Annotated in this window: 10 protein-coding genes; 6 read left to right on the forward strand and 4 right to left on the reverse strand. The window is 70.9% G+C overall.

The features are described 5' to 3' along the window. Nucleotides 1–30 precede the first annotated feature (30 nt). Complete coding sequence (locus IW249_RS31125; protein WP_196924052.1) at nt 31–1,443, forward strand: hypothetical protein; 1,413 nt, start codon at nt 31–33, stop codon at nt 1,441–1,443. 25 nt (nt 1,444–1,468) lie between these two features. Here the strand turns inward: IW249_RS31125 and IW249_RS31130 are convergent, their stop codons facing one another. Beyond that, nucleotides 1,469–2,530 carry an NAD-dependent epimerase/dehydratase family protein gene (locus tag IW249_RS31130; RefSeq protein WP_196924053.1) on the reverse strand — a complete coding sequence of 354 codons (1,062 nt, stop codon included), beginning with the start codon at nt 2,528–2,530 and terminating at the stop codon, nt 1,469–1,471. A gap of 115 nt (nt 2,531–2,645) precedes the next feature. Here IW249_RS31130 and IW249_RS31135 point away from each other — a divergent pair, with 115 nt between their 5' ends. The 5 genes from IW249_RS31135 (at nt 2,646) to IW249_RS35100 (ending at nt 9,432) form a co-directional block, all read left to right on the forward strand. Next, nucleotides 2,646–4,013: a molybdopterin-dependent oxidoreductase gene (locus tag IW249_RS31135; protein WP_196924054.1), complete on the forward strand. Its 1,368-nt coding sequence runs from the start codon at nt 2,646–2,648 to the stop codon at nt 4,011–4,013. After that, nucleotides 4,006–4,545 carry a hypothetical protein gene (locus IW249_RS31140; protein WP_196924055.1) on the forward strand — a complete coding sequence of 180 codons (540 nt, stop codon included), beginning with the start codon at nt 4,006–4,008 and terminating at the stop codon, nt 4,543–4,545. Before IW249_RS31135 ends, IW249_RS31140 begins: the two co-directional genes overlap by 8 nt. 40 nt (nt 4,546–4,585) lie before the next feature. Then, nucleotides 4,586–5,407 carry an S-methyl-5'-thioadenosine phosphorylase gene (locus IW249_RS31145; RefSeq protein ID WP_196924056.1) on the forward strand — a complete coding sequence of 274 codons (822 nt, stop codon included), beginning with the start codon at nt 4,586–4,588 and terminating at the stop codon, nt 5,405–5,407. A 119-nt stretch (nt 5,408–5,526) separates the two neighbouring features. Further along, nucleotides 5,527–6,246 (forward strand): DUF8817 family protein, encoded by a 720-nt coding sequence (locus tag IW249_RS31150; RefSeq protein WP_196924057.1) that lies wholly within the window; start codon nt 5,527–5,529, stop codon nt 6,244–6,246. An 87-nt stretch (nt 6,247–6,333) separates the two neighbouring features. Then, nucleotides 6,334–9,432 carry a hypothetical protein gene (locus IW249_RS35100; protein WP_196924058.1) on the forward strand — a complete coding sequence of 1,033 codons (3,099 nt, stop codon included), beginning with the start codon at nt 6,334–6,336 and terminating at the stop codon, nt 9,430–9,432. 179 nt (nt 9,433–9,611) lie between these two features. Here IW249_RS35100 and IW249_RS31160 read toward each other — a convergent pair whose 3' ends face one another. The 3 genes from IW249_RS31160 to IW249_RS31170 form a co-directional block, all read right to left on the reverse strand. Next, entirely contained in the window at nt 9,612–10,676 is a 1,065-nt protein-coding gene (locus IW249_RS31160; protein WP_307788765.1) for a trypsin-like serine peptidase, read from the reverse strand. Between the two features lie 326 nt (nt 10,677–11,002). Continuing rightward, a complete protein-coding gene (locus tag IW249_RS31165) occupies nt 11,003–11,962 on the reverse strand; it encodes a hypothetical protein (RefSeq protein ID WP_196924060.1) in 960 nt (319 codons plus the stop codon). A gap of 83 nt (nt 11,963–12,045) precedes the next feature. Beyond that, entirely contained in the window at nt 12,046–13,548 is a 1,503-nt protein-coding gene (locus IW249_RS31170; RefSeq protein WP_196924061.1) for a hypothetical protein, read from the reverse strand. Between the last annotated feature and the right edge of the window lie 883 nt (nt 13,549–14,431).

Genomic DNA, 14,431 nt, shown 5'->3' on the forward strand with positions numbered 1-14,431 from the left:
GGCCGGCGATGGCCGTACCGTCCGGTCGTCATGAGAGTGCTCGCGCCCCTGCGCCGGGGACCGGACGTGCCCGCCCGGCGGGTCGACGCCGACCTCGTGGTGCTCGGCGTCGAGGTGGCGTTGGTCGCCGCTGCGGTGGCGGTGGGCGTGCTGCTCAACGCGCGCGGTGTCGGTCTACACGCCGACGCCGCGCCGCTCTACGCCAGCTGGCGTCCGCACCTGGGTTGGGGTACCCCGGCCGCGCTGCTGGTCGCCACCGGGGTGATCGGCTGGGGTGTCCAGTGGGCCCGGACCGCCGGGTGGGGCCGGCTGCTGGTCGCGGCCTACCTCGCGGCGGTGGCGTGGACGATGTCGTTGGCGCTGGTGGACGGCTGGTCGGCCGGTTTCACCCGGCGACTCACCCCGCAGGCCGAATATTTGCACGAGGTGCCCCGAGTCACCGACATCACGGCCATGCTGGCCGGCTTCAGCGCCCGGATCCTCGATTTCCAGCCGCACGCGTGGTCCACCCACACCGCCGGCCATCCACCGGGGCCGCTGCTGCTCTTCGTCGGGTTGGACCGGATCGGTCTCGGCGGCCCCACCGTCGCCGCCCTGGCCTGCGTGCTGGTGGGAGCGACAGTCACCGTGTCGGTGCCGGTGACGCTGCGGGCCCTCGGCGCGGAGGAAGCCGCCCGCCAGGTGCTGCCGTTTCTGGTGCTGCTGCCCGGCGCGATCTGGGTGGGAGTCTCGGCCGACGGCATCTTCGCCGGTGTGGTCGCGGCGGGGCTGGCCCTGTTGGCGGTGCGGGGACTGGCCGCCGCCGCGGTCGGGGGCCTGTTGCTCGGCTTCGCCCTCTACCTGTCATACGGCCTCGTACTGGTCGGCGTCCTCGCCCTGGCGGTGGTGGCACTGCGACCGCGGGACCGGTGGCCGGCGGTGCTCGCCGCACTGGCCGGTGCCGGTGCGGTGGTTGCCACCTTCACGTTGGCCGGTTTCTGGTGGCTGGACGGCTACCACCTGGTGGTTGAGCGGTATCACCAGGGCTGGGCCGCGGAGCGCCCGTACGGCTATTGGGTGTGGGCGAACGTGGCGGCGCTTCTGCTCTGTGCGGGCCCGGCGCTCGGGCCGGCGCTGCTCCGGACCGCGCACGCGTCGATCGGTCCGGCTCGGACCGTTGCGAGGCGATGGCGCTGTCCTGACCGCGCCCCGGTGATCGCCTGGTTTGACGCCCTGCGGGGAGCCGGGCCCACGATGCTGCTGCCGCTGGTCGCCGTGCTGGCGGTCGTCGTGGCTGATCTGTCCGGGCTGAGCAAGGCGGAGGTGGAACGGATCTGGTTACCGTTCGTGGTCTGGTTGCTGGTGGCCGCCGCCCACCTGCCGCCGGCTGCCCAACGGCTGTGGCTGGCTGGGCAGGTGCTCACCGCTCTCGCGGTCAGTCACCTGCTCTGGACGGTGTCCTGATCCGGCGGTAGGTGGTGCGAGAGTCTCAGGCGGTGAGGGCGGCCGCTTCCCGTAGCGGATCGGTGGCGAAGGCGGCCACCCCCTCGGCGAACCCGACCCGGGCGGTGTAGCCGAGCAGTTCCGCCGCCCGCCGGGGGTCGGCGACCACGTGTCGGACGTCGGCCGCCCGGCCACCACCGGCGATCTGCGGCGCCGGCCCAGCCATCGCCTCAGCGAGGGCAACGGCCAACTCACCCACCGTGTGCGGCTCGCCCGAACAGACGTTGACCGGCACGAGGCCCAGCGGTGGCGAGGCGGTCAACGCCAGCAGGTTGGCCCTGGCGACGTCGGTGACGTGGACGAAGTCGCGGCGCTGCCGGCCGTCCTCCAACACCCTCGGCGGCAGACCCTCCGCCAGCGCGGACCGAAAAATCGAGGCCACACCCGCGTACGGGGTGTCCCGGGGCATCCGCGGGCCGTAGACGTTGTGGTAGCGCAGCGCCCAGACGCTTCCGCCGGTCTGCCGCGCCCACGCTGCGGCCAGGTGTTCCTGGGCAAGCTTCGTGGCCGCGTACGTGCTTCGCGGCTCGAGTAGCGCGTCCTCGGGCACCAGAGCTGGCGAGAGGGTGCCGGCGCAGTCCGGGCAGGTTGGCTCGTACCGGCCGGCGGCCAGATCGGCGATGCTGCGGGAGGCGGGCCGCACGGTGCCGTGCGTCGCGCAGACGTACCGACCCTCGCCGTAGACGACCATCGAGCTGGCCAGCACCAGCCGGGTCACACCGGCGCGGTGCATCGCGGCGAGCAGCACCACTGTGGCGTAGTCGTTGTGGCTGACGTAGTCGGGGGCGTCGGACGGGTCCAGCCCGTGTCCCACCATCGCCGCCTGGTGACACACCGCGTCCACACCGGGAAGAAGCCGGTCCAGCAGCGGGGCGTCGCGGACGTCACCGACCACCGGGGCGTGCCGCCGGGACCACTCGGGGATGTCCCTGCCGTGTGCCTGAGGCAGCAGCGCGTCGAGCGCCACCAGGTCGTGGCCCTCGGCGACGAGCAGGTCGGCGATCTGCGATCCGATGAAACCGGCCGCGCCGGTGAGCAGTACCCGCATCCCGGTGACCGTAGACGGCACTCGGCCCGAGCGAGGCCGGATCGCCCGCCTGCCAGACGATCGGTATCCCGGTATGCCCAAATTTGGGGGCCAGTGACGTCTAGCGTCCCGGGGTATGGGTGTGACGGACCGGCAAACGGGATTCCCCCAGCGGTGGTGGCGTGCCCTGGAACGACACCCCCCACCGGTCCCCGGTCTGACCGGGGACCGCTGGCGTAGCCCGCTGCGGGGTCCATGGCTCACCGCCGTGTACGGCGCCGTGCTCCTCGTCGGGCTGCCGCTGGTGATCATCACCGGGCTGCTCGACTACGCCGCCTACGGCCCCCAGTTCGATCAGGCCCTACCCCGCGAGGTGGGCTGGTTACGGCTGCCGCCGTTCGACTGGCCGACTCGACCGTCGTGGCTGTTCCGGGTCACCCAGGGCCTGCACGTGACGCTCGGCATCATCCTGATCCCCGTGGTGCTGGCGAAGCTCTGGTCGGTGATCCCGAAGCTCTTCAGCTGGCCGCCGGCCCGCTCCCTGGCCCAGGTGCTGGAGCGGCTGTCCCTGCTGCTGCTGGTCGGCGGCATCCTCTTCGAGATCGCGACCGGCCTGCTCAACATCCAGTACGCATACCTGTTCGGCTTCGACTTCTACACCGCGCACTACTTCGGCGCCTGGGTCTTCATCGCAGCGTTCGTGGCACACGTGACACTGAAGCTTCCCCGGATGGTCAGCGCACTCCGATCCCGGCCGGCCCTGCGGGACCGCCGCCGACCGGGGCAGCGCGAACCACTGCGGGCCGAGTTGCGTACCCCGCTGGCCGCGACCCGGCCCGAGCCACCCGATCCGGACGACCTGGTGGCCACCGCACCCGGCGCACCGACGATGAGCCGTCGCGGCGCGATTGCCCTGGTCGGTGGCCTCTCCGTGCTGCTCGGCGCCCTCACGATCGGGCAGACCCTCGACGGCCGCTGGCGCCGCACCGCACTGCTGCTACCGCGCGGACGTGAGCCCGGCACCGGACCGAACGGCTTCCCGATCAACCGCACCGCCGCCGCGGCAGGCATTCAACCGGACGAGGTGGGGCAACGATGGCGGTTGACCGTGCGGGGCGGCGACCGCCTCGTCACCCTCGACCGTCCCCGCCTGCTGGCCATGGGTCAGCACACCGCCCGCCTGCCGATCGCCTGCGTGGAGGGGTGGTCGACGCGACAGACCTGGTCAGGTGTACGGCTGCGCGACCTCGCCACCCTGGTCGGTGTGGACGACCCGGCGTCGGCGCAGATCCGGTCACTGGAGAGGGCCGGGTTGTTCAACCAGGCGATCCTCCAGGCCAATCAGGTGCTCGACGCCGACTCTCTGCTCGCTCTGCGGGTCAACGGCGTCGATCTTTCGGCCGACCACGGCTTTCCGGCCCGGGTGATCGTCCCCGCCCTGCCCGGCGTGCACTGCACGAAGTGGGTCGCCGAGATCACCTTCCGGACCGGTGCCGATGGATAAGCCCATCCTCCGATTCCGGGCGACCTACGGATCGTCCCTGCAGCACCTGATCGTCATGATCGCCTGCTTCACCCTCACCGGCTGGGTCGCGCTCCGAATCGCCGAGGAGGCCACTGCTGGGCGAATGCTGCTCTGGTTCGTCGGGGCGGCCGTCGCCCACGACCTCGTCCTCTTTCCGATCTACGCGTCGGCCGACCGGGTGCTGCGCGGTGCACTCGGGCGCTCCGGCGGAGAGGGCCTGCCACCGGCTGTACACCACCCGATGCCGGCTCGCGCCGGGCAGGCACCGCTCCGGCCCTCCCTCCTGAACCACGTCCGGGTGCCTGCGCTCGCCACCGGGCTGCTGTTCCTGGTGTATCTCCCCGGAATCCTGCGGCAGGGCCGGGAAACCTATCTCGCGGCCACCGGTCAGAACCAGCAGCCGTACCTGGCCCGCTGGCTGGCACTCACCGCCGCGCTGTTCCTGGTCAGCGGCGTTTGGTACCTCGTGCGGCAGATCCGCTGGCGACGGGTCGATGGTTCGGAGCGTTGAACAGGCGACTCCCCGTCGTTGTCCCAAGGAAGGCACAAGCATGACCAGGTCCGCTGAACTGCCCCAGGCCGAAGTGGGGGTGATCGGTGGCAGTGGCCTCTACCAACTGGTCGACGGTGGTACGGCGGTCGAGGTCTCCACACCGTACGGCCCGCCGTCCGACCCGGTCACCGTCGGACGCGTCGGTGGCCGTACCGTGGCGTTCCTGCCACGGCACGGCGCCGACCACCGGTTTCCCCCGCACCGGATCAACTACCGGGCCAACCTCTGGGCACTGCGCGCGCTCGGGGTACGCCAGATTCTCGCACCGTGCGCCGTCGGATCGCTCAGCACGGAACTGGTCCCCGGGGCGCTCGTCCTCCCCGACCAGATGGTCGACAGGACCAGCGGACGAGCCTGCACCTACTTCGACGACGGTGCGGTCCACACGTCGTTCGCCGACCCGTACTGCCCCAACGGGCGCGCGACCGTCGCCGCCGCCGCCCGCGAGATCGGGTTCGAACCTGTCGTCGGCGCCACGATGGTGGTGGTGGAAGGCCCACGCTTCTCCACCCGAGCGGAGTCACAGTGGTACGCCCACCAGGGCTGGCAGGTGATCAACATGACCGGGCACCCAGAGGCGATCCTCGCTCGTGAGCTGCAGCTGTGCTACACCCCCATCGCCCTGGTCACCGACCTTGACGCCGGGGTCGATGCGACCGACTCGGTCGGCCACGCAGAGGTGCTGCGCATCTTCGCCGCGAACGTCGAGCGACTACGCGAGGTGCTCCACCGGGCGGTTCCGGCGTTGCCGCCCGACTCCTTCGGCTGCGCCTGCGCCCGCGGCCACGAGGGTGTGCCGCTCCCGATCACCCTGCCCTGACGCGCCGCCGGTCGGCTGGGTGGCGTCGCGTTCCGGGTCATCAGCCGATCGGATGTTCGAAGGCGGCGATCGGCTATTTCCATGTGCGACGGACACCCTGCGACGCCTAGGAAGGAGGCATGACCAACGAGGTGACCGTTCCCCTGCTGCCGTGCGCGTCCATCGACGACATCGAAACCTTCTACGGAGTTCTCGGTTTCCGCACCACGTACAAGCAACGCAAGCCCAACGCGTGCGTGGGGGTGCAGCGGGAAGACCTGCACCTGCAGTTCTTCGAGATCGCCGGATTCGACCCGGAGCAGTCCTACGGCTCCTGTCTCGTCATCACCGCGGACATCGAGGGACTACATCGGGCCTTCGTAGCCGGCATGCGCGCCGCGTACGGCAAGGTACTGGTGTCCGGGACGCCGCGGATGACCCGGCCCAGGGCGCGGAAGAACGCCGACGGGTTGGGCGGATTCAGCGTCATCGACCCGGGCGGCAACTGGATCCGCGTCTTTCGGGACGCCACCACCGCGCCCATGCCGGCCGCCACGCCTGCCGGGCGGCTGGCCAAGGCCCTGGCGAATGCCGTCGTGCAGGCCGATTCCAGGGGAAACGCCGGACAGGCAGTTCGGATCCTCGACAGCGCGTTGGCCCGACCGCAAGCCGACGACGACCCGGTCGAGCAGGTGGAGGTCCTGGTGTACCGCGCCGAACTCGCGATGGTGCTGCACGATCCACAGACTGCGACCGAGCTGCTGGCCCGCGCCCAGTCCGTCACGCTCACGAAAGACGAGTCCGAAAGGGCGGCACCCGCGTTCGACAACGCCGCCGAACTCGCAGCGGCGCTGCGGTGACTCATCATTCGAACGCCTCCGCCATCTCGGCATGAACAGTCGCCGCACGTCGAGGACGGCGGCCGGTGAGGCCACTACCATGCGAGCGTGGCTCACGTTGCCCATGTCCGCCGGCCGTACCCGCTGCTCGTCGCCGCGGTCGTCCTGTTGGCGCTCGGCGCGACCATGGCCTGGGGGGTCGGCGACACGCTGGGGCTGAGCCACGCCCCCGCCGCCGTGCCGCGCGAGGACGTTGTCGCCGCGCCGGCGCGGACGCCCGCACCGGTCCCGCCGTTGGCGTCCCTCGTCGTGTCCGACGAGCCGCGCGTCAGGAAGGCCGCAGCCGCCGTCGCCGACGCTGTCGTCTTCCGCGGCCTGCCCCGGCCGGTGCTCGTCCCGGCCGCGCCGAGCCCGGCCAGGTCCGCGACGGCCACGCCGGGCACCGGCACGGCCCGCGTCGCGACCCTGGACCTGTCGACGGTGAGCACGCTGCGGGCGAGCGTGCTGGCGGCCCTCGGCGGGACGCCCGAGTCGTACCGGCTCGACGTGCGCGGCGCTGAGCTGGCCGTCCAGGGCGGCGACGTCGCGGGCGTGGCAGCCGGGATGTACCGGTTGGCCGACCGGATCCGCTCCGGCGCCGAGGTGCTCCCCGCGGCGGACGCCGGTCGGGTGGTCACGCCCCGGCTCGGCCTGCGGCTGACCGATGCGGGCTCGGTGGGGCGCGAGCCCGACCCGGCCGTCTTCGCCGCCGGCGACGACTATGGCCTGAACACCGACGTGGTCGGGTCGGCGGTGCTGCCTCGCGCGCCGTGGGTGGACGCTGACGCGGTGGCCCGCATCGACGCGCAGTTTCGGCAGTTCGTCGACCACTCGGTGGCTCAGGGATTCAACGGAATCGTCGTGCCCGGCTTCCTGGAGTACGTCACGTTCGGAAAGGTTGGCGACGGGCGCGCGGTCTACCCGCCCGGCGACCCGCACGTCGACCGCGCACGGGCGATGGTCGCGGCGTTCGGCCCCGTCTTCCGGTACGCCGAGGACATGGGCGTGCGGGTCTTCCTGCTGACCGACATGCTCGCGGTGTCGCCCCCGCTGGAGGCGTACCTGACGCGGACCGTCGGCGGCCTCGACGTGGCCGACCCTCGGCTGTGGGCGGTCTACCAGGCCGGTCTGGCCGAGCTGTTCGAGAGCATGCCGTTCGTCGACGGCCTGATGGTCCGCGTCGGCGAGGGCGGCGAGGTGTACGCCGGCGCCGGCTGGGACTACTCGTCAAGGCTCGCGGTCACCATGGAGACGTCGGTGCGCGCGATGCTGCGGGCGCTGCTGGACACCGCGGGCCGAGCCGGGAAGGAAATCATCTTCCGCACCTGGACGGTGGGCGTCGGTGCCGTCGGCGACCTGCACACCAACCCGGTGTCGTACGCGCAGGTCCTCGACGGGCTCGACGACCCTCACCTGATCGTGTCCACCAAGTACACCCTGGGCGATTTCTACAGCCATCTACCGCTGAACACCACACTGCTGGGCGGCGGGCACCGTCGCATCGTGGAGTTCCAGGCGCGGCGCGAGTTCGAGGCGTTCGGCTCGCTACCCAACGACCTGGGCCCGCTGCACCGGCAGGCGCTGCGCGCATTCCTTGCCGCCAACCCGAACGTCGAGGGTGTCTGGAACTGGACCCAGGACGGCGGACCGCTGCGCGCCGGGCCCATGTCGCTGTACCTGCGCACCGGATTTTGGCAGCTTTACGACCTCAACACGTACGCCGTCGGCCGGCTGGCCTGGGACCCGCACGCCGACCCGGCGGAGGTCACGGCGGACTGGGCGTACCGCACGTTCTCCGGCGACCCGGCCACTGTCGCCGCGATCGGGCAGGCCATGGCGCTGTCCCGGCAGGCGGTGACCAAGGGCCTCTACATCGGTCCGTACGCCGACCGGTCGGTGCGGGCGCTCGGGCTGGAACCGCCGCCCATGATGTGGATCTTCGAGTGGGACATCCCGACCGGCGACTCCGCGGCGCTGGACAGCATCTACGCGGTGACCGGCGGCCGCGTCGACGAGGCGATCGAGGAGGGCACGCAGGCCGTCGTGCTGGCCCGGCGCATGCGGGACCTGGTCGCCGCGACCGAACCGACGACCTGGCGGGACGCCGAACTGCGCGGGCGCTTCACAGCGACTCTCGACTACCAGGTCGACCTGTTCGAGACGCTGGGCGCGTACCGGGCCATGGTGCTGCGGCACGCGCAGTGGCTGGACACGGGTTCCCCGGCCGCCCACCACGACTGGCGGCTGGCCGCGGCGGCATACCACGACGCGCGCGACGCGCACCGGCAGCGCTACGGCGCCGACCTGGACCTGCCCGCGTACAACTTCACCGCCGCCGACCTCGGCGCGCAGCGCGCCGACCGGGACCCGGCGATGGCCTGGGCGGCCCGGGCGTTGCTCGGGTCGATCCTGCTGGTGGTGCTACTCGGTCTGTACGGGCGCGGGTTCGGCGCAGCCGCCACGCGCGGATTGCTGCAAGGCGCGCTCCGGCCGTGGCGGGTCGCCGCGCTGCCGACGCCCATGACGCGGGCGGATCGGGTGTTGGTGTGGCTGGTCCCGGCCGTGGTGCTGGTGGCCAGCCGGCTCGTGTTGACCTGGTTCGCCGCGCCGGTGCACATGCTGGTCGCCCTCGGTGGGTGGGCACTGTTCGCCCTCGTCGTACGCCTCGTCGTCGGCTGGCGGGAGCCGTTCCACCTGTGGGCCGTGGTCGGCGGCGTCGCGCTGCTGCGCAGCGTGCTGCTGCTGGCGGCGCTCGCCGGGCGCGGGCCCGGCGGTTACTGGTTCGCCTTCTGGACCGCGCCGGGTCTGCGCGCGGTGTACGTCACCGTCGCGTTCGCGGCGTTCTGCTGGCTGTTCGTGGTCGTCGCCGTGGTCCTGCGGGACCGCTACGGCCTGCGCCGCCGCAGCGCCGTCGGGCTGACCCTCACCGCCGCGGGTGTGCCCCTCGGCGTGCTGTCCGCCCTGGTCTCGGTGGTGGGCCTGGAACGCGCGCTGACGGTGTGGAACGACCAGCTCGCGCTGCTGCCCTGGGGCCTGTCCCGCATCCTCGGCATCACCGTCCACCTCGGCATCCCCGCCCAACTCCCGGCGTACACCGCCGCCGCCGGAGTCGTCTTGGCCGCCGCCGGCCTGCTCCTGTCACTCGGCCGCCACCGGCAATCCGCCTGACCGCCCACCTCCGCCGACGCGTTGTCTGCGTCGGCGCGGGGCCCTCGATGTCCAAGGGCTAGCTGGCGCGTGCTTGGCGTCATCGACGCACGGCGTCGTCCGGCGGCGTCGCGGAGGTCGAGCGGCGGGGATGCCGGTGGGCCGCCAAGGCGCAGAGCGCGCATCGGCGGCCCACCGCCTCAGCCGTTGTCGATCAGGGTGGCGATCTCGTTGTAGATCAGGTGCGCCTTCGCGCCCTGGTTCGACGGACAACCGCCGAGGTGATGCAGGGCGATCACGCGGTGGCTGGCGTTCAGCACGGGTGAACCCGAGTTGCCGCCGGAGGTGTCACAGCTGTAACTGATGTTCCAGGTGTTGTAGTTCGCGTTCCGGACGGCGCAGGTCGCGCCGTTCTGGGTGTCCTCGTAGATCGACAGCCGCTTCGCGGTGCCGTCGCCGTGCCCGGGGACATAGATCCTCGTGCCATTGCTGGTTGCGGTAGTTGCCAGGTACAGCGTGCCGAATCCCTGGATGGCGGCGAAGTTGTTGACCGAGAACAGGGTGTAGTCCAGCTGGCTGGAGCCGCCGCTGCTCACCTTGTAGAGGGTGGCGCCGCTGACCTTGGTGCCGGCGCCGGGGTTCGCGCCGCCGCAGGTGGCGCACTGGTAGTTGAACTGCATCTCGCTGCCGCTCACGGCGGACTGCGTCGAGAAGCAGTGCTTGTTCGTCAGCATCCGGTTGGTGTTGCCGACCCGCCAGGTGGTGCACAGTCCACCGCCGCTGATCAGCAGCCGCGCCACCGCCCTGCCGCGGGCGTACTCGGTGGGGTGGCTGTTCTGGTAGCAGACCACGTCCCGGCGGGCGTCGGTGCTGCACACGGACTGGGTGGAGAAGTTGTGCGCGGCGATTTCCGTGCTGTCGTATCCGCGCCAGAACCGGTCAATGGTGGCGGCGTTGCCACGTGAGGGGCGGTTGCTGTGCAGTGTCACCACGGCGGTGTCGCCCTCCACCGACATCGCCCAGAAACCCGGCTGTCCGTCGGTGGTGTAGTCCGAACCGGTCGCCCGGTTCAGGTGGCGGTCGTACCGGTGGCTCTCCTTGCCGTCGCGGCTCGACACGGTGACGTAGTCGCCTTGGGCCAGTCGCAGCGAGCTGAAGTGCACCTTGACGTAGGTGGCACCGGGGTGCTGGATGATCTGTGTCCCGCCGACGGGGGCGTAGGACACGGAGCTGTCGACGGTGCGGAGTTCACCGATCGTTGTCACACCCTCTGCCGAGAACTGGTTCGATTCCGGTGCCCGCTCGGATCGTGGCGCGAGAGGGGCAACCGAGTACGCCTCGGCCGCGGGTACCGACAGTAGGCTCAGCCCAAGTGTGCAGGCAGCGAGCGCGACCGCCCCCGTTCGTAGGCGGCGCAGGGCATGTGTCATCTGTCGCTCCTTCTCAGGAATCAGTACCGAGACGTGCCTTCGGCCTTCATACCTGAGATCACGCAAGACATGTAATCCCATCTATGTCATAGCTGGTTGCCGCTCCGCTTCATCTGCCTCATCTCCGTGGGGTGCGCCCCGATGTGTAACAAATGACCTACCTACTCACCGCCCGGGCGACGTTGGTCGGCGTCGGGCTGGGTCGGCCAACCAGCCGGCCGCATCGACTCCACGAGCTGGGCGAGGTCGAGCCGGTACCAGGACTGCTGCACGATGACGTGGAGCTCCGTCCCTCGGCCGTAGATGCGACGTGCGCTTACCTCAAGACCGTCGGGCAGGACGAGCCGGCGTGGCCCACCGACCGCCGTCACGTGTTCTTCGCCGATGTGGAAGGGGGTGATCAGGTCGTACTCGGGTCCGTAGCCGCCGATGAGTGCCCCCGTGGCGCCGTCGGTTAGCAGGGCGGGTGCTCCATTGCAGGGGGCCGCTCCGTAGTCGATTGGCTGGTCGTCGCGGACTGCGACGAGGTGGAAGGCGGTGTAGGCGCAACTCCACGCTGTCTCCCCCGCCAGGTTGAGCGCATAGCAGTCGGCGATCGATGGCAGGTCGGCTCGATGCGGATAGACCCACGCGGGTTCTAGGTCAAGCGGGAACCTGGCCAGTCCGTGACCTTGCGGGCCGTGGCCACCCATCGCTTCGTCGAAGTAGCCCACCCAGATCGCTCCGCTGGGCGTGGTCAGGACGGTCTCAATCGCGTCGCCGAATCCACCCTGCCGTACACGGTCACCGTCAGGGCTCCAGATCTCGGCGTTGGCGCCGCTGCGACTGCGCGCCTTGACGAGCAGGACGCAGCCGTCGGGCAGCGGCTGCACGAACGAGGGATCCAGACGGCCGTCGAGTCGAACGGATCGGACCGGTTGACGGTCGCCGTCGTGGATCGTGACGAGACGCTGCCCCGACCCGTCCCTGCTCGCCCACACCGCGTAGGCCTGGTTGCCTGGTCCCACTCCGACCGCCTGCGGGGTCCTGTCCCATTGCGGGTCCGCGGAGGGCGGATGCAGGTAGCCCGCATGTCGCAGCGGCACGGCAGGAAGCCGGAGGACCTCCATCCGCCGGCGCAAGCTCGCCTGCTCACGCTCGGCCCTAGGGCCCAAAAGGCTCCTCCTTGATCAGTGTCTACTCGGTACGGGACGTCCGGCGTCGGTCAAACGCTGGTGCCGCGGACCACGGTCCTGGTGGTCACCGCCAGGTCGAAGAGCTGCTCGTCAGCGCGCATCTCGGCGTCGGGGTCACCGAGGTAGACGGCTGTCCGATGCGGTGACTCGATCAGCCGGTCGAGATGTGACAGCGCGGGCCCCGCGTACCGACCCATCTCGCTAAGGACCGTCATGGCGGTCGGACCGAAGGCGTCGTCATCGAGGTACTTGGGCAGCTCGGCGAGCAGGCGCGGCGCCGCAGCGGGACCGTTGTGCCGCCACAGGGTGGCGGCGACGCCGACCTGCATCGCGCCAGGCTGGGTAAACAGGTGGTTCATCTGGCGGACCTGCCGGTCGGTGAGACCGCCGTGGTGGGTCAGCCACGTCAGCAGGTGTGGGGCGATCCGGCAACGGCGCAGCTGTTCGGGGCGGGCGTCGAGGTAGTCGTCCGCGACCGTCCGGTCCTCTGTAATCGCCAGGACCGCCTTGGCCGCACAGTCGGCGTCGCGATGGTCGCCGGTCATCAGCGGTCGCAGGAGCGCCACCGCCGGTGTCGCGGGCGGTCCGATCTGCTGCAGGGCGAAGACCTCGAGACCGGCCGCCGAGGGATCGCCACGGTCGAGAGCCGCGCGCAAGCGTACGGTCAGCTCCGGTACGGCGGCACGGGCGGCCGGCCCGATCGTCGCCAGGGCGCGGACGGCGGCCACCGCCGGGCATGGCTGCCACGATCGGCCTGCGTGGCACGGATCCCGGTGCCCTGCCAGCACGTCCCGCGCGGTCTTGACCACCTCGGTGGGGTCGGACAGTGCGGGCGCCACCGCGGCGAGCGCCCTGGCAAGCCGTGGACTCCGGGCGCCGGCGCGCAGCATACGAAGCAGCACCGGCAAGGCCCGTGGATCCCCGATGCTGCCGAGCGCGGCCGCCACTGTCGTCGACAACGCGGGCTCGGCGAGTAGCGGCACGAGGTTGTCGGCGGCCAGACGGGTCGCGGTCAGCGAAGCACTAACCACCTCGACCGCTGTCACTCGGACCGGGGACGGCGGTTCGTTCAACACCGTCGAGAGCGCCGGTGTCAGCCGAGCTGGCGCAGCCCGCCACGTCCGCATCGCCTCAGCGGCGATATCCAGGCCGGCCTGGCGTGCCCGTTCCGGCTCGTGTCGTCGCAGCAGCCGTTCAACCCACGAGTACGAATCTTCTTCCCGGTCGAGGCGGCTGAGAGCAGCAGCCCACCGCTGCCCCGCTCCCCATGTGCTGCGACCGCCCTGCCCGCCGAGCGCCCCGGCCGCCGCCTCCAAGTCCCCGCGGAGCGCCGCATCCAACCCGGTCCAGTCCCCTGGGATTGCGGTGCGCAGCGCGGCCAACGACCCAAGAACCCGCACGGCAGGCAACTCGTCGCGCCTCATCTGTGCGACCAACCGCGACCACCGGTCATCGTCGGGACGCTGCGGCGGCTCGAGGTAGATCGCCTCGGCCAACGCCACCCGAACCACCGGATCCGACGCCGACGACATCGCATCGGCCGCACGATCAACGCCGGCCGAAGCGACGAACAGCCAGCACGCCGCGCGTCGAACGGCGTCGTCAGGATCCGCCAAGGCGACCGCCGCGACATCCGCAAAGGAATCCCCGCCGCCGTCCGGAGTGAACAAACCATTCAGCAACGTCAGCACCGTGAGTCGCACCGCAGAACGCGGGTCACCAGCCAGCCGGAAGAGACGGCGCACGACCGGGCCGGTGCGGTCCGCGTTCACCGCAGCGAAGACCCTCGACCGGACCCTGTTCCCACCGACGGCTACGTCACCGCTGACGACCGCAGCGTCCAACCAGACCAGGTCAGCCGACTCGTCCGCCGGCGCCAACCCGTTCACCGCACCGGGCGCGGGCCGCCCTTCACATCACGCATGATCGCCATCGTGACCCAGTTGGCCGCTGCTCGCAATCGAGTTCACTGCCCCTCCCCCTGCGTAACGCCATGCGCGGGCCGTAGAACGATTGTCTGGCTGAGCTGCTCCGGGAGTGCGTCGGTCCCCGAGCCGCCCGGGCAAACAGGCTGGCAGCTGCCGCAGAGCTACCGAACGCAGTTGCCCACCCCGACGCCCGCTCCGTAGTTTCGGATCATGGAGCCCGTTCCCGGAACGAGGGCTGGCAGCCTTGAGCCCGGCGGTGGATCTGGTCTCGATGCCGCCTTCCCGAAGACTCTCAGCGCCGATGTCGCCGCCGGGCTGGCGGTGATGCCGGCCGCTGGACTCCCACCGGGAGGGTCCTTCGGTGTCTTCGTCGGCGAAGAGCACGTCCGGATCCCGTACCGCATCTACTCCGACGAACCCACTGCCGACGCCCGCCGCCGGCCTGCTCCTGTCACGTGGGGCAGAAGCGCCAGACGTGCGGTCGCTG

The sequence above is a fragment of the Micromonospora vinacea genome, from assembly GCF_015751785.1.
Taxonomy (GTDB): Bacteria; Actinomycetota; Actinomycetes; order Mycobacteriales; family Micromonosporaceae; genus Micromonospora; species Micromonospora vinacea.